The sequence below is a fragment of the Candidatus Binatia bacterium genome (genome assembly GCA_036504975.1).
In the GTDB taxonomy this organism is placed as follows: Bacteria; Desulfobacterota; Binatia; order UBA9968; family UBA9968; genus JAJPJQ01.
Window position 1 is genome coordinate 1 of the sequence record DASXUF010000180.1, and the last position, 20368, is coordinate 20368.

Sequence of the window (20368 nt, forward strand, 5' to 3'; positions counted from 1 at the left end):
GCGGATCGGATCGTGAAGGAGAATCTCAAGATCCACCGCTACAGCTCGACGCCGCTCGAGCCGATCGCCTGCATCGCTTCGTTCGACGCGGCCAGCAGAAAATTGAACCTCTGGATCAACGCGCAAGTCCCCGACGTCATCTATGACGCGCTTAGGCAGGCATTCGGACTGGAGGACGTGCGGGTCATCATTCCCGACATCGGCGGCGGCTTCGGCCAGAAGATCCATCTCATTCGCAATTACGCGGTGATCACCAGCCTGCTCGCGATCAAGAGCCGCTTTCCGGTCAAATGGATCGAAGACCGGACCGAGCACATGATGGCGGCGGGCCATTCCTGCGGACAGGAGTTCAACGTCGAAGTCGCAGTCAAAAACGACGGAACCGTTTTGGGGCTCAAGTTCATAGAAACCGACGACGTGGGCGGCTCGGTCGGCACGCTGACGATCCATTTCACCAACAAGCTCAACAATCTCTCCAACGTTTACACAGTCAAAAACATCTCCATGGAAGGCCGCTCCGTGGTGACCAACAAGTGCCCGGTGATTCCGAACCGCGGCATCGGCAAACCCGGCATGTGCTTTATTTGGGAGCGGATCATGGACCGGATCGCGGAGGAGTTGAACTTGAGCCCGATCGCCGTCCGCGCGATGAACCTCATCCCGCCGGACGCGATGCCCTACGAAACTCCCAGCGGAAACGTTTACGACAGCGGCGATTATCCCGCGCTGCTCAAAAAGGCGCTGGAAACGATCGGCTACGACAAGCTCAGAGAAGAACAGAAGCGCGGACGCGAAAAAAACCGCCTGCTCGGCATCGGCGTCGTGATCGGCGTCGAGCCGGGCGGGCGCAACGCCGCGCGCGACATGGCGATCTTTCCCGAGATGAAGGAAAGCCCCGGCGCGGGCGGCGTGAATGGCGCGACTATCAAGCTCGAAAAAAACGGCACGGTCGCGCTCTTCCTAGGCTCGCCCAATTCCGGCCAGGCGCACGAGACCACCGCCGCGCAGGTGGTCGCGGCGATTTTAAGAATTTCGCCGGCTCACATCAGCGTCACCTCTCCTTTCGACAGCGATCTCTCCCCGTGGGGCGTCGGCGCGGCCAACAGCGGCAACAACTTTCACCTCTACGATATCGGCGCGGTCCATGGCGCGGCGCTGAAACTGAAGGAGAAGATCTTCGCGCTGGCGGCGCACGTCTTGGACGCGCGCCCGGAAGAACTCACGATCGACGACGGCGTCGTGCATGCGCCCGGATCGCCGATCAACAAAGTGACCTTTGCCGAGCTGGGCTGGATCGCTTACGGCAATCAATCGTTTCATCCGCCGGGGTTTGAAGGCGGACTGCGAACCACATTCTATTATACCTTTCCCCACGCCGAGCCGCACCTCGTGCCCGGCCGCGACCGCAAGGTCCGTGCTCAGTTCACGTTTTCCGCCGCCGCCCACGCCGCCGTCGTCGATGTGGACAGAGAGACCGGCAAAGTTCACGTCTTGCGTTACGTCATCGTCGGCGACAACGGCACCGTGATCAACCGCGACGTGGTGAACGGGCAGATCTACGGCTCGGCGGCGCATGGGATCTCCGTCGCTCTCGGCGAGGGGTTTATCTACAACTCGGACGGCCAGCTTCTCACGCTTACGCTGACCGACTACGGCAAGTCATCGACGCTGGAGACTCCCAACGTCGAGATCCTGCACCATCCCGTGCCGTCGCCGTTCACGACGTTGGGACAGAAAGCGGCCGGCGAGGGCGCGGCGATCCCCTCCCCTGCCGCGATCGCGAGCGCGGTGGAAGACGCGCTGAAGCCGCTGGGCGTTAAGGTAAGAGATCTTCCGCTCTCGCCGGAGCGAGTCTGGAATCTGATCCAGGAGAAATCGCAGCGATGATTCCGGCTGAGTTCGAATATTTCGTTCCCGCTACGTTCAAAGAAGCGCTCGATTTGCTTTCGACTTACAAAGACGATGCTAAGATCCTCGCCGGCGGACAGAGTCTCGTGCCCTTGATGAAGCTCCGTCTCGCCAGGCCAAGGTACGTGATCGATATCGGCCGAATCGCCGATATGAATGACATTCGCCTTGAAGATGAAAGCATTCGCATCGGCGCGCTTGCGACGCACGCCCAGGTCGAACATTCGGAGCTGGTACAAAAAGACTCTCCTCTTCTTTCACAAGCGGCTGCGACGATCGGCGACGTGCAGGTGCGAAATCAGGGAACGATCGGAGGAAGCTTGGCTCACGCCGATCCGACGGCCGATCTTCCCGCGGTGATTCTAGCGCTCGAAGCCGAATTGAAAGCCGTCGGACCAGGCGGCGAGAGATGGATCAAGGCGGAAGATTTCTTCGTCGGCTTTTTCACCAGTAGCCTGGAGCCGGATGAAATTCTGACCGAGATCAAAATTCCGGTATCGCAGGGAAGCAAAACCGCTTATCTCAAGGCGGCGCAAAGGGCGTCCGGGTTTGCCGTGGTCGGCGTGGCCGTGCGCCTGAAGATTAGTAAGAATGAACTCTGCGATGAGATCGCAATCGGGCTCACCGGCGTGAGCGACAAAGCCTTTCGCGCCCGCGCTGCGGAGGTGGTTCTAGGCGGGAAAAAGCTTGAGGAACCGCTGCTTGAGCAAGCCGCAGCTAAAGTGACGGACGGAGTCGATCCGCTCGAAGATATCAACGGCTCAAAAGAATATCGCTCCCACCTCGCCAGAGTGTACACGGTGCGCGCGATTCGTGCGGCGCTAGCCTTGTAGAAGGATCCAAAAGTGTGTCACCCTGAGCGAAGCGAAGGGTCTCGATCGAGATTCTTCGGCTTCGCCTCAGAATGACACCTGGATTTGACGGCTAATTTGCCGCTTTCCCCAGTGTGACCGAAAATCCCGGCTTCTGAACATTAACGTAGTTCAAGTCGTTCCGCTTCGAGATCTCCCGCACCAGCATGGCCAGCGGATGTGTTGCGTCGAGATATTCGTTCGGCGAGCCGGTGGAAAGCAGCGCCTTGACCGCGTCCTCGCCGGCGTAAACCCGTAGGATCAACTCTTCGTCCGAGACACCCCGTCCGCCGAATCTCCGGCGCACTTCCTGAAGCGACGGGTCGGGCGGCGTCCAATTTTTCCACTTCTTGGCCCGCGGCCGGCTCAAGATTTTATCTTTTACTTCAGGATCCATCAGTTCCGCGCCTTCTTTACCCCAGATGCCGAACGCATACTGGATCACCTGATCCGTGACTTCTTTATAGCGCTCGCCGACGATCACGTTGATCGCCGCCTGCGAACCTACGAACTGCGACAGCGGCGTGACCATGATCGGATAGCCGAACTCGGCGCGGACGCGCGCCGCTTCCTCAAGCGTTGCGTCAAGTTTGTCTTCCATGCCGACGATCTTGAGCTGGTGACGCAGGTTGGAGATCATCCCACCGGGGACCTGGTGATAGTATTGCGAGTGATCGTAGTCGAGCGGCCTGCCGATCGGCAGCCCCTCTCTTTTCGCTACGAAATTAAAATGCTCGGCAACGGGCGCTACCGCCGCTTCGTTCACGGCCGGATCGTATCCCAACGCGCGCAAGTTTCTCGCGACGTTTACGACCGACGGCTGCGACGATCCGTTTGCCAGCGGCGGGATCGCCGTATGCAGCGTGTTCACGCCGAGCTTGGCCGCTTCGAGATAGCAGAGCGGCGCCAGGCTGTTGTTGCAGTGCGCGTGGAACTCCAGCGGTACATCGCCGATATTCTGCTGGATTATTGGGATGAGAGCGCGCGCGCGCTCAGGCGTGAGCATGCCGCCCACGTCTTTGAAGCAGATGCGGTAGGGCCGGATGGCCGCCGCCTCGCGCGCCTTCCGCGCGTAGTATTCGTCCGTGTGGCGCGGCGACACCGAGTAAATCAAATTGACGACGGTCTCCATGCCCAACTTGCGCAGGCCCTCCACCTCCTCCCTGAAGCTCGTGTAGTCGTTCCAGCAGTTCGAAGTGCGCGTGAGCGTAAGGCCATAGGATACGACGCGCTCGACCATGAGGCGTAAGATGCAGCTAGGAATTTTTTCGAAGCCGCCGTGCAGGCCGCCGTGATATCTGAGCCGCGTCCTGGTGAAGCGCTTCGAGCCCTCGCGGAGCCAATCCCAGGCGTTCTCCTTGCGCTCCTTGGCGTACTTCTTGAACATCATCGAGAGAAAAAACTCCATCGACTCGAAGCCGCACCGGTCCATTTGCTCGGCGATCGCGAGCATCGCCTCGGTTTTCATCCCGAGAGCCCAGAGGCTCTGCTGCCCGTCGCGGAGCGTCGTATCGACGAAACGGATCTCGTTCATGCCACTTCCTCCGATACAAGACCGTGATCGCGAAGGCAAGACCGCGGCCGCTTGAACGATTCACGACTGAATGCTATCAAACGCTAATGAAAGTCGAGCAACTCAAGTCGAAGCAAATAAAATTTCTACCGATTGCTTTCGTTCTTCTCTTGCTTTCGAGCCCATCGTCTTACGCCCAGCTAGGCCCCAAAGACGGAGCCGGGATGCCGCCGACGGACCTCGAAAGGATCAAGATCGGGGAGAGGGCTCCCGACTTCACGCTGGAGAACGCGGACGGCAAGAAGGTCAGTCTCGGTAGCTATCGCGGGAAGAAGCATGTCGTTTTGGTCTTTTACCGCGGCTACTGGTGAACCTATTGCACGCTTCAGCTCGGGAAGCTGAAAACACTTCTCACTCCCAAAGAGCACCAGCGCGTCGAGATTCTGGCCGTCAGTCCCGACACCCACGCCGAGTCCAAGCAGTTCCTCAAGAAGCTGAAGCCGTTTCCCGGCGAATTCGATTTTCCCATGCTGGAGGACAAAGACCACAAGGTGATCGACCGCTACGGCTTATTGAATCCCGAGATCAAGGGCATGCCGCATCCGGCGACTTACGTGATCGACACAGAAGGCGTCGTGCGCTGGAAGTTCGTCGAGACGGACTATACGAAACGGCCCACCAACGAGCAGATCTTAGAAGCCGTGCGGAAGATTTCGTAAGCCCGGAATTTTTTTCAGCAGCTCGAAGGTTCGCGTCCGAAGCCTAGCTGATCCGCCCGCCGCGAGCGCCGGCAAGTCCTCGACCCGATCCACGTCGAACCAGACGGGCAAAAGAACCGGCTCGATTCCAATCCGAGAGAGTTTCCGCCGCGTGGCCTCGAAGACCCGTTCGCTACCCCAGGCCATATCCGAAAAAATCTCCGGCACAAGACGGCTGAGGCCGATCAAATAGTAGCCGCCGTCCCGGCTCGGACCCAAAACGACCCGCGCCGATTCAGCCAGCGCGCGAAAGGCGTCGCTCAGAAAACTCGACGGAAACACCGGCAAGTCGCTGCCGATCACGACGATGCGTTCATAACCTCGCTCGAACAAGTCCTCGAAGATCGAGCGCATCCGGTCGCCGAGATCCGCGCCCTGCTGGGGAAAACAGATGAAACCCGGCGGCGCGATCTCGTCGAACAGACGCGCCGCCGACGGCGGCGAAAAGACGACATAGCGATCGGCGGTTTCGAACGCGGCGAAATTTTCCAGCAGATCAAGCAAGAGGCAGCGGTAAAGCTCCGCGGCCTCGTCCAACGTGAGCGGCGGAACCAGCCGGGTCTTGACCTCGCCGGCGACCGGAGCTTTGGCCATGACGACCAGCGCGTTACCGGACCTCGGCATAAAAGCGCTTCAAGCGAAAAGGCGAAACGCCGATCAGGAAAAGAAACTTGAGGGCCCACATTTTCACAATCGTGCGGCCGATCCCGTCCTTTTGCCAGCGCCTTGCGGAGGTCGCCACCCGGCTCCTGAGACACGCCACCTTCCCCATTTTCTTCAAAGCGCGGCAGAAGGCGACATCCTCGAGGATGGGAATTTCCGGAAAGCCGCTGATAGTTTGGAAAATCTCGCGGCGAACGAAGATCGCCTGATCGCCGGTGGCGACCTTGGTCACGCGGGAGCGGAGGCTGATCAAAAAACCGATCAACCGGAAGATGGTTCGGTCATCGTCCAACTTCAAGTCGAAGCGTCCCCCGACGTGGCGCGGATCATTCAGGGCCGACTGGACGTCTTCGATTGCAGAAGACGGTAGCCGGGTATCGGCGTGAAGAAAAAGGAGCGCGTCTCCCGCGGCCGCCGCGGCGCCGGCGTTCATCTGGCGGGCCCGCCCGCGCGACGAAGCGATCACCATGACCTGCATTTGCCGCGCAATTTCGGCGGTGCGGTCGCGGCTGCCCCCGTCCACGACGATCACTTCCGCCGGGAACGATCTAAGGTCCTCCAGCGTGGAAGCAATCGTATTTTCCTCGTCGAGGGCCGGGACGATGATCGAGACGCGCATGGTTTTAGCTTCGTCTCCCGCCGGGTTTCCTCAGGTGAAGAACCAGGCGGGGCAGCATCGAAAGAAAAAACATCAGACCCAGCGCCGCGCTGATCTGAAGCAGCGGCCAGTCGCCGCCGAGAACCGCTTCCCTGCCCGCGTAGCCGATCAGGCTGTAAGCGGCGGCGCCTGGGATCATGCAAAAAAAGGATGCGACGACATAATGCGAAAACTTGACCCGCGTCAAACCGTAGCCGTAATTCAAAACGTTGAAGGGAAAGAGCGGCACGAGCCGCGTGAAGGCCACGAAGCGCCAGCCTTCTTCTTCCACGCCGTCCTTGAGACGCTTGACGATGCCGCCGGCTTTTCTCTCCGCCCATTCTCCCACGAGATGGCGCGATATTTGAAAAGCGAGGGTCGCGCCGGCCGTTGCCGACACAACGCTATAGATCGTTCCCCACACCGGCCCGAAGAGCGCTCCTCCGGCAATCGTGATCGGCGCGCCCGGAATGAAAAGTGCCGGCGCGATCAGAAAAACGAGCATGTAGACAAGCGGCGCCCATGGGCCCACGGACCGAATCCAATCGACCAGGGGAGCGGCGCCGAAGCGCTCGCGCAGGACAAAGGCGGCAGCGATGAAAACAAGAAGAGCAAGGCCGAGGACCATCCTTCTCGGCCCCATTTCCCTGAAGCTCGTTTCGGCGGAGGTCATCGCTTCACTGGGAAAGCAGCGCGCCGCCGCAACTGCTGCCGGCGCCGGCGGTGCAGGCATAACAGTGGTCGCCGACAAGAATCGGTCGGTTCTCCAGCCCGTCCGGGGACAACGCGGATATTTTTATTGCCTCGCCGTCTTCGTCCATCATCGGCAGATTGAGCATCTGATTGAAATCGCAATCGTACACCAGACCGTCCCACCCCACGCTGATAAGCTCACGGCACATCACTTTGTCCAGCGTGGCGGGGTTGAAAGCCGACTCCAGCAGCTCCACATAGCGATCGTACTCGCCGCGCAGCTTGAGAAACTTCTCGAAGCGCGTGATCGGCATATTCGCCAGGCAGTAAAGCCGGTTGAAGACGATACCGTACTTCTCTTTGAGATTTTTCTTGTAGTCCTCCTCCAATCGCTCTTGCGGCGGCGGCAGGTAGGCTCCCAGGGGATTATAAACCAGGTGAAGCTCCAGACCGGTCGCGGGATCGCCGTATCCCAGCTCGTTGAAGCGATGGAGCGCTCGGATGCTCAAATCGAAGACGCCCTCTCCCCTCTGCCGGTCCACGTTATCTTCGGTGTAGCAAGGCAGCGAGCAGATAAGCTCGACTTTGTTGGCGCGAAAAAATTCCGGCAGATAATCCTTCCGCGGCTCGAAGATCACCGTGAGATTGCAGCGGTCCATGACGCGGCGGCCGAGGCCGGCGCTCGACTCCACGAGGCGGTCGAAATTCGGGTTCAGCTCCGGCGCGCCGCCGGTGATATCGACCGTCGGAATCTTCGCAGCGGACAAAAACTTTAGAACGGCCCCGACGGTCTCGCGCGTCATCATCTCCTTGCGCCCGGGCCCCGCCTCCACGTGGCAGTGGGTGCAAGCCTGATTGCAATATTTGCCCATGTTGACTTGCAGGACTTCGATCGCGCGCTTGCGCAAGGTCTGTCCGGTTGGCCGAAGTTTGGCGGAGAATGGAGTCATACGGTTGCCACGTAAAAGACTCTAACACAGAAATAATTTGAGAACAGCGCGGAAAAAAAGAGGCCCCCGCACGAGCGGAGGCCTCTTCGAACGTCGGCGGAAAATCCGGCGGGTCAGACCTCGATCTCCTTCGAGGTCATCGTATAGCGGAAGGACTCGGGCTCGAGACTGTCTTTTCGCCCCCCTGCCGTCTCGCCCTGCGGATACATCAGGAACGGCAGCGGCTTCGCCGAGGAGTTCGGCAGCTTGAGGTCGTGCGCGTAGTTGAAGGCGAGCCAATTCATTTCCCAGGCGCCGAAGAGCTTTGCGCGCGCTTTCTTGACCAGCGGGTCCTGAAGGCTGAGACCCTCGGGTCTCTCTTCCAGCACGACCTTGCGCACATCGGCGGGATCGACCGGAACCCAGCCGTAACCGGTGAGAAAAACTTCCGCCCGGCAGTGCTGCGCCTTGGTGATGTCGCCCGCTTTGCCCAGGCTCTTGAAGTCCGCCGAAGTCGCACAACGGACGCCGTAGACATCCCGCGCCGGAATGCCGGAGGCGCGCGCCAGACCGACGTAGAGCGCGTTCAGGTCCGCGCATTTGCCGCCGAGGTTGCGCGACTCAAGCATCGCCCTGATATCGCCGAGCCCGCATCCTTTGACCTTGGGATCGCGAAAGGTGTTGTCGACGATCCACTCGTAGATCGCCCTGGCCTTGTCGATGTCGCGCTTGGCGCCGAGCGTGATCACGCGCGCGTTGTCCGCGACGATACCGTCGGTCGGGATGAGCGCCGTGGGTTGGAGATAGAGCTTGAGCACTTCTTTGTCTTCCTTGACGGCGTTGCTCGGCTTCTTAAAGTCGATTCGCCGGTCCCGCGTCGCGAAGCGGCTCGTCAGCTCGATCGTGGGGGATTTTTCCGAGCCCGACCATTCGGCGTATACCATCCCGGCGTCGTACTTTGCGTCGCGAAGATTTCCCATGCCGGCGGCGTTGCCGCTCCACGTGTCGCCCAATCTTTTAAAATAGTCGGTGTCGGTCAGGAGCGGAACCGGCAACCATATCTTCGCCGCGCCCTGCGGATCCAGGACCTCCACCTTGGTGCTCACCTCGAACGTGCGCCACTTGGGAGCCGCCTCGTTCGCCGCCTCCACGCGCGGCGGCGCAGGCAGGCGGCCGGCCACGAAAAGCCCGCCGGAAACAGCGAGGGTCCCCTTCAAGAATGTTCGTCGATTCATATTCTCCTCCTCATGTTTCGGGGTTAAAGATTTGTAAGGCCACTGCTATCACATTGCGTCGTGTTGTCAAATGCCTCCGCGGCGCGAAGTTAATATGTTTCTAGCGCCGGGCGGGCGGTCAGCCGTCGGCCACGCAGCGAAACTTCGCGAAGACATACGGGTAATGGGCCTGATACCAATTGCGAAAACTTTTCCGCAGAAGTTGCGACGCCGTCGCCCACGACGCCCCTTTGAGCACGAAGTGCTTGCCGTCGAAGAAATCGGCGGAGTATTGCGGATAAGATTCAAGCGGGACAAATCCGGGAAACGGCGCGAACGGCGTCTCGGTCCACTCCCAGCCGTTGCCGACCAGCTCGTGCACGCCCCAGGCGCTTACCCCTTTCGGGTTCGATCCCACCGGCGCCGGCGACCAATGAGCAAAGTTAAATTGCCGCTCTCGGACGACGGCGCGTTCTCGCCCCAAGGAAAAGACGCTTCGCCGCCGTCCGGCTTGCCGAAAGCCGCGCGATTGTATTCGGCCTCCGTCGGCAAACGCTTCTCCTTCCAGCGCGCGTAGGCGCGCGCCGCGGCCAGGCTCACATAGACGGGCCAGGCGGAAACGGACTCCAACGGGAGCAGATCGAAGAGGCCCCGGTAAAACCACGCGCCGTCGATTTCGCGCCAGAAGTTTGGATGCCGCAATTTTTCTTTGGACTTCCACGCCCAATCTTCCTTCGACCAATGGCGCGGGTCCTCATGCGCGCCGCTTTCCACGAAGTCGAAAAATTGGCCGTTGGTGACCGGAGTCGAATCCATCGTGAAGGAGCCAACTTCTACGGTCTGCTCCTGGAACTCGTTGTCCCAACCGAATTCGACGCGCGCCGAAGGAGCGCCAAGCGTCGCCCGCCCGGACGGGACCTTGATCTCCTCCGCCTTCTCTCCGCCTCGGAACGAATAAGCCAGCTCTTCCGGCCGGGCTTTGAGCTCAAGCGGCAACTCCTGCGCCATGTATAGTTGGGTCTCTTGATGCATCATCTCGTGCTCAAGGACGATGGAAAAAAGCCGGCTATTTGGGCGTGCGCCGTTCTTTCCGTTCGCGGACCCCGCATCGGCCAGCGTCTCCAGCACGGCGCCGCGCACGCTGTCGCGGTAGGCGAGAATATCGGCGAGATCGGGCCAATCCTCCGGCACGTCCGGATGAGGATGGCAATTGCCGGTATCGATATCAGGATCGATGCCGCGGCAAAAAATCTCATCGAAGTACGGGTTGAACGAGAGGCGATTTAATGAGCCGCAGATTTGGTTCCAGGCGAAGGCCGGCAGATGTCCGGCGTAAAAAATAAACGGATGGCGCCAGACGATCGGTTGCGCGATTAAAGCCTCAGGCTTGAGGAGTGCGAATAGATCGTCGGTCCGCTTCCAGGCCGACTGCAATCTAGATAGAAAGACCAGGGATCGATCCGCCGGGCGGCGGATTCATAATTAAATGTCGCGACGAGCCCGACGGGTCGATCCAGCCGGGCTTTTTTATGGTGAAATTGTTCCGTCAGATGAGACTACGCTCATACTTGATCGCGCTGGTTGTCGCGGCCCTTTTGCCGCCGCTAATTTTCGCATCCGTGATGATCGTCGTTTACGAGCGGGCACAACACTCCAAACTGGAACGTAGTCTCGTCGACGCCGCCCGCGCGCTTTCCTCGGCGGTAGACCGCGAGCTTGAAGCCTCCATTCGCTCGCTGCAAGTGCTGGCGACATCGGAGGAGCTCGAGTTGGCAAATCTCAAACAATTTTGCGACGAGGCCGCGAAAGTAGTAAAAACTCAGCGCTATTGGGACTCCATCGCGCTCTCCGACGAATCCGGACGCCAGCTTCTGAGTCTCCGGAGGCCATTCGGTTCCCGTTCGCCCGGGTCTCCCAACGACCCCGAGCATTTAAGAGTGGTCTCGACCGGCCGGCCGGCGATTTCTAATTTGTACACCGGCCGGATCACGCAAGAGCCTTTGATCGCCGTAACCGTGCCCGTGTTTCGAAACGGGAAGGTCAAGTACCTGCTGGCCGCCTCAATCTTTCCGCGCTCGCTGTTGCAGCTTGTACACGAGCAGGTCATGCCGGCCGGGTGGACGGCGACGATCATCGACAGGAACGCGACGGTGATCGTCCGCACGAAAAATTTTGAACAGTCTCTGGGCACGCTGGCAACGCCGTTGTTTGCCGACAAAAGCAGAAAGGAGACGGAGGGTACGTGGCGCGACGTCAGCAGCGACGGAGTGGATCAATATAGAGGATTTTACCGCTCGAACCTTTCCGGCTGGAGCGTGGGGCTGGCGATTCCGGTGTCGGCTGCCGAGGCAGCGTACCGGCGGTGGCTCGCCTCCGTCATGCTTGGCAGCGCCCTGCTCCTGGTGTCGGCTCTTACCTTGGCGTATTTCATCGCACGGCGAATCTCAAATTCTATCGCCGCTCTTTCCGGGGCGGCGGAAACTCTTGGACGCGGTGAGATACCGCAGGTTTCTGCCTCTGCCATTGTCGAGGTCGACAGGGTAGCGCAAGCGCTCGAAAAAGCCGCAGACGAGCGCAAGCGGGCGGAAAACGCGCGGTCCCGGCTTGTGGCCATTGTGGAGTCTTCCCACAACGCCATTGTCGGCAGGACCTTGGACGGCACCATCACGAGCTGGAACAAGGGCGCGGAAAAAATATTCGGTTATCGTCCCGAGGAGGCGATCGGCCGTTCGATCACGATGTTGTTCCCGGCGGAGCAGATGGAGATTGTGGAAAGAAACTCCGAAGCGATCAGGCAGGTAAAATTATCGAGTCTTACGAAGGGGTGCGGGTCAGGAAAGCCGGCGGGCGCATCCATGTCTCGGCCACCGTCTCGCCCGTCAAGGACGAAAGTGGAAACACCATCGGCGTCGCGTCCATCGCGCGCGACATCACCGAGCGGAAGCGGGCGGAAGATGAAATAAGAAGCCAAAAAGAGATTCTGCAACAAATATTCGACCATGTTCCCGTGATGTTGAACTTCGTCGACGAGCGTGGCCGCATCATTATGGTCAACCGGGAATGGGAGCGGACGCTCGGGTGGACTCTAGAGGAAATTCAAAAGGAGCAGCTCGACATCTTCGCCGAATGTTATCCTCATCCGGAGTATCGCCAAACGGTTCTCCAGTTTCTCGCCGAGTCCGACGGCGAATGGCACGACTTCAAGCCGCGCGTGAAAGACGGCCGCATCATCGATACAACCTGGGCCATCGTTCGCCTGTCGGACGGCACCAGCATCGGCATCGGCAAGGATGTCACCGATCGCAAGCGGGCGGAGAAGGAGCTGCGCATATCGCGCGAGCGCTTGCGCTCCCTGGCGGCGTACTTGCAGTCCGTGCGCGAAGAAGAAAGAACGCGGATCGCGCGCGAGCTGCACGATGAGATCGGCCAGGCACTGACCGGGATCAAACTGGCCCTAGAGACAAGTTTTCGCGAACGGGCCGTAATCGTCACGCCCGACTTGCGCGAAGCGCTGAAATCGACTAACGATCTCATCGGGAAGGTACGCGATTTGTCCCTCGATCTTCGCCCCGGCATGTTGGACGATATGGGCTTGATGGCGGCGCTGCGATGGCACTTCGATCGTTACGAGACCCAAACCCATATCAAGGTGGACTTCACACACGCAGGACTCGAAGGACGGCGGCTTCCTCCTGCCATCGAAACCGTCGCGTACCGCATCGTGCAAGAGGCCTTGACCAACGTCGCGCGGCACGCGCGGGTCCATTCCGTTAAGGTCGGCGTCTCGGTGGATAACGACAAAGTTCGCATTCAAATCAAGGATTCAGGAATTGGGTTCGATTCTGATCTTCTCTCGGCCCACGTCAGCGGAGGTCTTTCCGGCATGCGCGAGCAGGCCGTCATGTTGGAAGGATGGCTGAAGATAGAATCGGCTCCTGGATCTGGAACCGTTTTAACGGCTGAGCTGCCGCTGCGGCCAGCGGAAGCCGTCAGACACTAGGTCTTTACCTGGCAGAGCGCGACACGGCTGAAGGCGCCAAAAAAACCACGATCGTTCTGGCCGACGACCATCGGGTGGTTCGCCAGGGCTTGCGCGCGGTGCTGGAAGCCAACCCCGATTTTCACGTCGTCGGCGAGGCGGGCGATGGACTCGAAGCCTTACGAGTGGTCGAGCGTCTCCGGCCCGACGTGCTCATCCTCGATATGATGATGCCGGGATTGCATGGCCTGGAGGCCACTCGTCAGGTCAGAAAATGCTCGCCCAAAACACATGTGGTCGTTCTATCGATGCATGCCGACGAAGCGTATGTTATCGAGGCGCTGAAAAACGGCGCCGCCGCATATGTCCTGAAAGATTCCAGCTCCGAAGAGTTGATCAAGGCGGTGCGCGAAGCCGCCGCCCACCGCCATTACCTCAGCCCGCCGCTTTCCGAATCGGCCATCGAGGCCTACGCGCAGCGGGCCAGCCCGGCAGCTATGGACCCCTATGAATCCCTGAGTGACCGCGAACGCGAAGTCTTGCAGTTGGCCGCCGAAGGCCACACCAATCCCGAGATCGGCAAGCGGCTTTTCATCAGCCCGCGCACGGTCGAGATCCACCGGGCTAATATGATGAAGAAGCTCGGCCTGCACAACCAGACCGACGTTATCCGCTATGCTCTAAAGCGCGGCATGTTGCCAAACAACTAGTGAAATCTAAGCCCAGCCTACTTTACCTAGAACGCATTGAGTCTTTTCTTGGCGTTGGCGCAAGAGTAGGAGGAATTGCTGCGCTTCCGGTGAAAGGGGCCTGTCTTTTACGTAGATAACGAAGCTGCCGGTATCCATTTCTAAATTCGTAACTCTAATAACTTTGAGTTCTCTCCTTTTAACCTCCGCCTCCACCATGTCGCGGAATAAAATTCCTATGCCAACCCCGGCTTTGACTGCTGCTTTTACCGCGAGAGACGAATCGCACTTCATGACGACCTTCGGGGTCAGCCCCCGTTCCTCTATTTGCTTCAGTATCCCCTCCGGCTGAAGCCCCTCGCCTGCACATCCCCTTTCTATGACGAGAGGCAACTGCGCCAGCTCTGATACGGTGAGCCTCTGTTTTTTCAACGGGTACCTAAAGGAGGAAAAAGCCACCAATCTCTCCCTACGACAAGGCTCATAGGTAAGCGACGGACGGTGTGAGGGACCGGTAATGAGTCCAATTTCGATCTCTGACTTGAGGGTCAGTTGCTCGATTTCAGGACTCGCCCCGGTCCTGAAATCGATTTCAAGCCCAGGGTAAGTCCTTAAATAGGCTGCGCAGAGCAGCGGGAGAAAATAAAGCGACGGGCTGTGACTGCCGCCGATTCGCACTGTTCCACCTTTTCTTCGGTGGCGACAGTCGTTTTTTATGCTTTCTACCTGAGATAGGACCGTTCCCGCGCCGCTGACAACACATTTCCCCTCCTCGGTCAGCTCCACGCCACGAGGGATGACTCTATAAAGTACGGCGCCACACTCTTCCGTTAACAGATTAAGCTGCCGAGACAGGGCTGATTGAGCGATGTGGAGCTCTTCCGACGCTCTTGTGACGTTAAGATGCTTTGCAACCGTTATAAAGATTCTGAGCTGATGTAGAGTCATATTCTCCCTCCCCTAAGCCTTTCCGGCGACGAAACTGCTGACCGGAAAATCCTAGTGAGCCCAGGCGAGAGAACAAGTGCCATCTTTGTTCAAATTGATGGTACCACTTGGCCGTCTGGAGCAATATCAAAACGGTATGGCGTCAATCGAAAAACGGCATTGGACTTTATTTTTGAGATCTGATGAAACGCCTACAGCGCGCAGCGCGACAGCAAAAGTACAGACGCAGGAGGACAAAAATGAGACAGCTACTGCAAATGGTCGGTCATCAGACAAACAGAACTGACTTTTCGGGTGCGCGTCCGACAAACATTCTCCAGGAAAGAACTCTCGATTCGTGCCTTCCGCCGGATGAAGACCTGCACAAATACGTCTTGACGATTTTCGACAGTACACCCACGTCCTTACTCTGCCTGGCAGAGGAGAGCGAGATCGAAAGGCTGAAAAAACAACTTTGCGGCTACATTAGAGAGCATAAGGTTCAAAAGACGATCGAACGATTCGAGGCAAAGTTTATCTCGGGGAAGCTGGATCCCCGCACGCTCGCGCGCATTCTAAAAACGATACGACATTACCACAACGGACTCCGTGGAGGTCTTCTCTACTTGGCGGGTCGGATTACCGAGGACACCCGTCTCCACAGAAGTAAGCGAGACCGGATAGGCGCGGCGGCGCCGCTATTCGCCGCATTCGACGAGTTTACCGATAATCCCAATTACGTGATCTCCCTCGTGATGCCGCTATTGAGCACGGTCTTCGAGACGGCCGGGGTGGACATATCCCTAACTGACGCGGTGCGCATCTTGAGGGAAAGACGCGCACTCAGGAGAGATGAGCCTCACCTGGAGCGGTTCTACGGCGTGGTCGACGAACTGTGGAGAGCGGGGACGGTCGCCTCAACCTCAGAAGAAATGGATCATGAAAACCCCCTGGACGCCTTGCCGGCAAAGGCGGTCAACGCCTATCAGGCGAGAAAAATACTAACAACCAGACCGGACCTCTCTTATGCCGCGGTCGCGGCGTTTATGTTCGGCAACGAAACCATAGCGGGCCTCTTGTACGGCAAGCTCTACAAGGGCTTCAAGCAGTTTCAGCAAGAATACGGCTTGACCGATCACGCGTGTGATTACTTTGGAGATCATGCTTCAGAGGACGGTGAAGCGGACGGACCGGCCTTCGAGGAATCGCACGCAAATCTCATGTTGAACGCGGTCCTGATGTACGCGGAGCTGGGGCAAAACTACCGGCTGCAGATCGTGCACGGCCTGCATCTCTTCCTCGATACCTACAATACTCTCGTCGAGGGTCTGTGCGACGTGATCGACGAAGGCGAAAAACTCGACAAACAAACGGCGCACAATTGGGGGATACTGCCATGAAGGAATTTCTCGTAATCGATGCGGACGGTCACGTCCTGGAGCCTCCGGATCTTTGGCTGCGCTATATGGACGGCTCGTGTCGCGGGCGGGCTCCCAGGTTAATCGAGGATGAGTGCGGGCTGCAGCGGCTGATCGTCGAAGGACGTTTGTTTCCGCGCCATCACTATGGGCTCAACGGCGCAGGCTCTGCAGGCGAGCCGGTTGTTCCACCGGCCATTGCGGCGAAAAAATATGAGGACGGCAAGCGCGGCGGTTTCGATCCCAAAGAGCGTTTAAAAGACATGGACCTCGAGGGCATAGATATCGCGGTTCTTTTTCCGACATTGGGAATGTTTCTCTCCGGCATTAAGGACGTCAGGCTGGCCGAAGAAACCAGCATCGCTTACAACAACTGGCTTTCGGACTATTGCTCGGTCAATCCCCGCCGGCTGAAAGGCTATGCCCATGTGCCGCTACAGGACGTGAAAACGGCCGTAAGAGAAATGCGCCGGGCGGTCGCGGAATTGGGTATGGTCGGCGTTTACATCCGGCCCAACCCTTATTTTGGGCGAAACCTCGACGACCCCGATTACACTCCTCTATGGCAGGCGGTCGAGGAACTGGGCATCCCCGTCGCGCTTCACGAGGGCGGGAACGGCCCCTTGCCGGTCGCCGGCGCGGACCGTTATGAGGAGTATTCCAAGACCTCGTACAACCATTTTATCAGCCACATTGTCTCGCATCCGTTCGAGCAGCAACTTGCGTGCACAACGCTGATCTGCGGGGGCGTCTTTGAACGGTTCCAGGGCCTCAAAGTAATTTTCATGGAATCAGGCGTCGGTTGGCTGCCCTACTGGCTCGACCGGATGGACAGAGACTTCGAGCATCTCGGTTGGTACGCGCCCTATTTGAAAACCAAGCCAAGCGAATATTTCCGGCGGCATTGTTTCGCGAGCTGCGATCCGGATGAAGAAATACTCCCCTATGTCGCCGAGACCGTGGGAGACGACAATATTGTTTTCGCATCGGACTATCCACACTTCGATGCGACCTTTCCAGGAGCCGTTTCGGCCGTGGCGGATTGCGATGAACTACCGGATGGAACAAAGCGGAAGATTCTGGGATTGAACGCCGCCCAACTGATCAATTTGCCGCTGAGATAAGGGCCCGGCGCTGAAAGGAAGCCGCGATCGGCCGGTCAGCTCGAAAGAGATTCGATCATGGGAGAATGGATAGGCTTGGCGGTGGTTTTAACCGGCGCGGCTTCCCACGGCCTTTCGTATACGCTCGGTAAAAAGGGGGTCGCGTCCGTCGATGTTGTGACGTTCTCGATTTTCCGCAGCGCCTCCGGAGCGGTATTTTTGCTCGTCTCCTTTTTGCTCCTCGGATACTGGAAATCTTTTCATGCTATTCCGCCCGCCTACCTTGGCTTGGCCCTAGCATCGGCATGTTTGAATTTTTGGACCATGCTGGGTTTTTTCTGGGCCCTGCGCCTCGGCAGACTAAGCCTGATGGCGCCGCTGCATATGAGCTACCCGTTTTTTGTCTTTATTTTTGGCGCCCTCTTTTTGAGAGAAGAGGTGAGCCTGTCCCTGCTAGGCGGTTCGATGGGGATTTTAGCGGGAATCACGGTTATATCGATGTCCGAGGACTCGGAAAAATCAAACGCGATTCCCGCCAAAAAAGTGGCGGCTTGCCTTTTAGCTTTATCGAGCAGTCTCTCATGGGGAACTTCGCTCGTGATCGACAAGGCCTTACTGGCGCACATGCCCCCTATCCTGCTGAACCTCGTCAAAATCGGCGTGCCTGCAATGGGCTTCTTCCTCTTGGGACGTTTCCACGGCCCGATCCCAAAACCAAGGAACGGCGATCTGATTCGCGCCATCGGCTCCGGCATCTTAGGGCTCGTGGTCGCCAACTTGCTCTACTTTTACGCATTAACATACAGCCGATCCGTCTGGGTGGCGCCGCTGAGCAGCACGTCGATGCTGTTTTCCCTTCTCTTTGCCATTCTATTATTGGGGGAAAGACCCAGAGGGGTTCACTTCCTGGCGACTATCCTGATATTCAGCGGGGTGTTGCTTATCTCGGTAAAATGATCGATCAGGCTAAGCCGGCCAAAATCTGGCCCAGGCGTCGAACGCCTTTTCGAATGTCGGCGGTCGAAATTCCCGAATACCCGAATAGAAGCCCGGGACGGGGTTTCTCAAGATAATAAGGAGTCAAGGGATAAAGGCCCACGCCTAGTTCCGCTGCGCGGCTCTTCAAACGATTCTCATCGAACTTGCCTCTGATCCAACCGGCAAGGTGGAGGCCGGCTAGAGAAGGCGCCACGGTAATATAGTCTCCGGCGTATTCGGCAAGACTCCGGAGCAGGACCTGGCGACGCTCCTCGTAGACGTTTCGCATCTTTCGAAGATACCGCTCGAAGTATCCCTCCAGCACGAAGTCTGCCAGAAAACGCTGCTCCAGGCCCGCGGTGTGCCGGTCGGAAATCCATTTCAAAGCCAAGAACGGCTTCACCAGAGAACGCGGCAGAACAACATAACCAAGGCGCAACGTTGGAAATAATACTTTTGAAAAAGTACCCACATAGATGACCAGGCCCGACCGATCCAGCCCTTGAAGAGATTCGATCGCGCGGCCGCCATAGCGAAATTCACAATCGTAGTCGTCCTCAATGACGACCGCGCGATGCTTTCGCGCCCAGTCCAACAACGCGAGCCGTCTTGCAAGAGACAGAACGACGCCGGTCGGGTATTGGTGGGAGGGCGTAACGTAGACGATCTGGGCGTTCTGCGGCAGGCGTTCGGTCTGAATCCCTTCGTCATCGACGGCAACAGGAAAAAGCGTCGCCCCTGAAGCGCGGAAAGCGGCCACCGCCGCAGGATAGCTGGGATTCTCCAGGACCACCCGCTTGCCAGGGATAAGGTGAAGGCGGGCCAGAAGATCCAGGGCTTGTTGAGAGCCTGCCGTCACGACTACGCGGTCAGGATCGCAAACGACGCCACGAGAGCGTCTGAGATAGGCGGCAATTGCTTCTCTCAGAGGCCGGTGTCCTGCCGGCTCGCCATACCGCGCCAGCTCAGGCGCCAAGTGATGGAGTTGACGGCGAATGATGCGCCGCCATATCGCCGCCGGAAAGTGTTCCAGGGCGGGCATACCGGGCCGGAAATCATAGGGCAAGGCCAACGCGGGCGGGGCATAGACCCATTTTTCTAAATCCCTTGTCCATTGTGGCAGCGAAACAGGCTCCTCGATACCGCGGAGGTCCTCTCGTTTGCCTCTGATGATTTCGGGAAAGAGGTTTGTGACGTAGGTTCCCGAGCCGCGTCTGCCTTCCAGATAACCTTCGCTCAGGAGCCGCTCGTAGGCAAGATTCACCGTGTTCCGGGAGAGCTCGAGACGATCGGAAAGTTCCCGCGTGGACGGCAGTTTGTCGCTGGGTCGCAGGCGCCCGGAAGTAATGGCGTCCCGGATTTGACCATACATCTGCTTATACAGGGGGACTTTCTCTGAGGACTTTAACGAAAGGACAAGCTCCATAGATTTTAAAGTGGCTCCATAAATCTCGCAGAAAGTGGCTCTTGCTCTATACCACTAAGAGCCTTAAAATACAAAAACATTTCACGATGAATCACATTCGAATGACACAATCGCATCGGCAGGCCTCCAAGTCCATGGAGCAAATATTCTTCGCGTCAGAAAACGCATCCAACCAAATTAAGCGCCCCGCCGGCTAATGAAAACTCGCTTGCAACCGGAAATTAAACACCCGAAACGAAAAACTTTTGTCTTTCCTCACTGTGACGACCCCACCGAACCTGGTGATTCCCGGCTCAGCCCGCTAACGCCACTGCTTAGAAATACGTTTGCGCATCCGGAAAATTACGTAGGATTCCGTAGGGTACGAGGAGTTCGGCCGTGCTAACATCCTTACTCAATAAGGCAATTGAGTGGTCATTAAGCCAATCTCGGTCTCTCCTCGTTTATCACAGGTTACCGCAAACTCCGCCAAAAGTCCGAAGATAATAAAATTTCGGAGTAACACGAATGATAGAAACCATAGATCGATGGCTGCAACTGCCTGAGATCGCAAAGATGTTCGGGTTGAGCGAAGAGTCGATCAAGCGGCTGGCCAAGACTCACAACTTGCCGCTACGGCGCGTGACTCCTTTTGCGACTCCGGGGACATTGGAGTCCGAACTCGTGCGATGGTTAAAAACTC

At 58.0% G+C, this 20368-nt stretch carries 17 protein-coding genes and 1 pseudogene; 9 read left to right on the forward strand and 9 right to left on the reverse strand.

The window, feature by feature from the left end; all coding sequences use genetic code 11:
- Together VGL70_22155 and VGL70_22160 are read left to right on the forward strand one after the other, a co-directional pair.
- Positions 1-1887 (forward strand): molybdopterin cofactor-binding domain-containing protein (locus tag VGL70_22155; GenBank protein HEY3306234.1); only part of this gene is annotated, 1887 nt, incomplete at its 5' end.
- Positions 1884-2741, forward strand: a complete 858-nt coding sequence (locus VGL70_22160) for a xanthine dehydrogenase family protein subunit M (GenBank protein ID HEY3306235.1) — start codon at positions 1884-1886, stop codon at positions 2739-2741. The genes VGL70_22155 and VGL70_22160, both read left to right, overlap by 4 nt.
- A gap of 91 nt (positions 2742-2832) precedes the next feature.
- On the opposite strand, the gene VGL70_22165 is transcribed toward VGL70_22160, so the two are convergent.
- A complete protein-coding gene (locus VGL70_22165; GenBank protein ID HEY3306236.1) occupies positions 2833-4293 on the reverse strand; it encodes a biotin carboxyl carrier protein in 1461 nt (486 codons plus the stop codon).
- A gap of 203 nt (positions 4294-4496) precedes the next feature.
- Here VGL70_22165 and VGL70_22170 point away from each other — a divergent pair, with 203 nt between their 5' ends.
- Entirely contained in the window at positions 4497-4991 is a 495-nt protein-coding gene (locus VGL70_22170; GenBank protein HEY3306237.1) for a peroxiredoxin family protein, read from the forward strand.
- Here the strand turns inward: VGL70_22170 and VGL70_22175 are convergent.
- The 6 genes and pseudogenes from VGL70_22175 to VGL70_22200 form a co-directional block, all read right to left on the reverse strand.
- Positions 4965-5654: a TIGR04282 family arsenosugar biosynthesis glycosyltransferase gene (locus VGL70_22175; protein HEY3306238.1), complete on the reverse strand. Its 690-nt coding sequence runs from the start codon at positions 5652-5654 to the stop codon at positions 4965-4967. The genes VGL70_22170 and VGL70_22175 overlap by 27 nt on opposite strands.
- Positions 5638-6312, reverse strand: a complete 675-nt coding sequence (locus VGL70_22180) for a TIGR04283 family arsenosugar biosynthesis glycosyltransferase (GenBank protein ID HEY3306239.1) — start codon at positions 6310-6312, stop codon at positions 5638-5640. The genes VGL70_22175 and VGL70_22180 overlap by 17 nt, the downstream gene beginning before the upstream one ends.
- Before the next feature lie 4 nt (positions 6313-6316).
- A complete protein-coding gene (locus VGL70_22185) occupies positions 6317-7063 on the reverse strand; it encodes a TVP38/TMEM64 family protein (protein ID HEY3306240.1) in 747 nt (248 codons plus the stop codon).
- Positions 7008-7973 (reverse strand): arsenosugar biosynthesis radical SAM (seleno)protein ArsS, encoded by a 966-nt coding sequence (arsS, locus tag VGL70_22190; protein HEY3306241.1) that lies wholly within the window; start codon positions 7971-7973, stop codon positions 7008-7010. The genes VGL70_22185 and arsS overlap by 56 nt, the downstream gene beginning before the upstream one ends.
- A 113-nt stretch (positions 7974-8086) precedes the next feature.
- Positions 8087-9187, reverse strand: coding sequence for a transglutaminase-like domain-containing protein (locus VGL70_22195; GenBank protein ID HEY3306242.1), 1101 nt, complete (start codon positions 9185-9187; stop codon positions 8087-8089).
- Positions 9188-9305: 118 nt separating this feature from the next.
- Positions 9306-10600: pseudogene (locus VGL70_22200) on the reverse strand (SUMF1/EgtB/PvdO family nonheme iron enzyme).
- A 188-nt stretch (positions 10601-10788) separates the two neighbouring features.
- On the opposite strand from VGL70_22200, the gene VGL70_22205 reads away from it, so the two are divergent.
- The 3 genes from VGL70_22205 to VGL70_22215 are packed head-to-tail and all read left to right on the forward strand — an operon-like array spanning position 10789 to position 13855.
- The gene (locus VGL70_22205) at positions 10789-12129 is read left to right on the forward strand and encodes a cache domain-containing protein (GenBank protein ID HEY3306243.1); all 1341 of its coding nucleotides are present in this window, start codon (positions 10789-10791) and stop codon (positions 12127-12129) included.
- Positions 12130-12143: 14 nt separating this feature from the next.
- The gene (locus VGL70_22210) at positions 12144-13166 is read left to right on the forward strand and encodes a PAS domain-containing sensor histidine kinase (protein HEY3306244.1); all 1023 of its coding nucleotides are present in this window, start codon (positions 12144-12146) and stop codon (positions 13164-13166) included.
- 56 nt (positions 13167-13222) lie between these two features.
- Positions 13223-13855, forward strand: coding sequence for a response regulator transcription factor (locus tag VGL70_22215; GenBank protein ID HEY3306245.1), 633 nt, complete (start codon positions 13223-13225; stop codon positions 13853-13855).
- Positions 13856-13861: 6 nt separating this feature from the next.
- Here VGL70_22215 and VGL70_22220 read toward each other — a convergent pair whose 3' ends face one another.
- Positions 13862-14782, reverse strand: a complete 921-nt coding sequence (locus tag VGL70_22220) for a LysR family transcriptional regulator (protein HEY3306246.1) — start codon at positions 14780-14782, stop codon at positions 13862-13864.
- Between the two features lie 239 nt (positions 14783-15021).
- Between VGL70_22220 and VGL70_22225 the strand changes: the two genes are divergently transcribed.
- Genes VGL70_22225 through VGL70_22235 form a run of 3 tightly spaced genes read left to right on the forward strand, consistent with a single transcriptional unit; the run spans position 15022 to position 18239 of the window.
- Entirely contained in the window at positions 15022-16161 is a 1140-nt protein-coding gene (locus tag VGL70_22225) for a hypothetical protein (GenBank protein HEY3306247.1), read from the forward strand.
- Positions 16158-17303, forward strand: a complete 1146-nt coding sequence (locus tag VGL70_22230; protein HEY3306248.1) for an amidohydrolase family protein — start codon at positions 16158-16160, stop codon at positions 17301-17303. Before VGL70_22225 ends, VGL70_22230 begins: the two co-directional genes overlap by 4 nt.
- A gap of 57 nt (positions 17304-17360) precedes the next feature.
- Positions 17361-18239, forward strand: coding sequence for a DMT family transporter (locus tag VGL70_22235; protein ID HEY3306249.1), 879 nt, complete (start codon positions 17361-17363; stop codon positions 18237-18239).
- A gap of 4 nt (positions 18240-18243) precedes the next feature.
- On the opposite strand, the gene VGL70_22240 is transcribed toward VGL70_22235, so the two are convergent.
- Positions 18244-19632: a PLP-dependent aminotransferase family protein gene (locus VGL70_22240; protein HEY3306250.1), complete on the reverse strand. Its 1389-nt coding sequence runs from the start codon at positions 19630-19632 to the stop codon at positions 18244-18246.
- Between the last annotated feature and the right edge of the window lie 736 nt (positions 19633-20368).

Coding starts and splice junctions, on each gene's coding strand:
- VGL70_22160 (HEY3306235.1), top strand. CDS start 1,884: ATGATTCCGGCTGAGTTCGAATATTTCGTTCCCGCTACGTTCAAAGAA.
- VGL70_22165 (HEY3306236.1), bottom strand. CDS start 4,293: ATGAACGAGATCCGTTTCGTCGATACGACGCTCCGCGACGGGCAGCAG.
- VGL70_22175 (HEY3306238.1), bottom strand. CDS start 5,654: ATGCCGAGGTCCGGTAACGCGCTGGTCGTCATGGCCAAAGCTCCGGTC.
- VGL70_22180 (HEY3306239.1), bottom strand. CDS start 6,312: ATGCGCGTCTCGATCATCGTCCCGGCCCTCGACGAGGAAAATACGATT.
- VGL70_22185 (HEY3306240.1), bottom strand. CDS start 7,063: ATGCCTGCACCGCCGGCGCCGGCAGCAGTTGCGGCGGCGCGCTGCTTT.
- arsS (HEY3306241.1), bottom strand. CDS start 7,973: ATGACTCCATTCTCCGCCAAACTTCGGCCAACCGGACAGACCTTGCGC.
- VGL70_22195 (HEY3306242.1), bottom strand. CDS start 9,187: ATGAATCGACGAACATTCTTGAAGGGGACCCTCGCTGTTTCCGGCGGG.
- VGL70_22205 (HEY3306243.1), top strand. CDS start 10,789: ATGATCGTCGTTTACGAGCGGGCACAACACTCCAAACTGGAACGTAGT.
- VGL70_22220 (HEY3306246.1), bottom strand. CDS start 14,782: ATGACTCTACATCAGCTCAGAATCTTTATAACGGTTGCAAAGCATCTT.
- VGL70_22225 (HEY3306247.1), top strand. CDS start 15,022: ATGAGACAGCTACTGCAAATGGTCGGTCATCAGACAAACAGAACTGAC.
- VGL70_22230 (HEY3306248.1), top strand. CDS start 16,158: ATGAAGGAATTTCTCGTAATCGATGCGGACGGTCACGTCCTGGAGCCT.
- VGL70_22235 (HEY3306249.1), top strand. CDS start 17,361: ATGGGAGAATGGATAGGCTTGGCGGTGGTTTTAACCGGCGCGGCTTCC.
- VGL70_22240 (HEY3306250.1), bottom strand. CDS start 19,632: ATGTATGGTCAAATCCGGGACGCCATTACTTCCGGGCGCCTGCGACCC.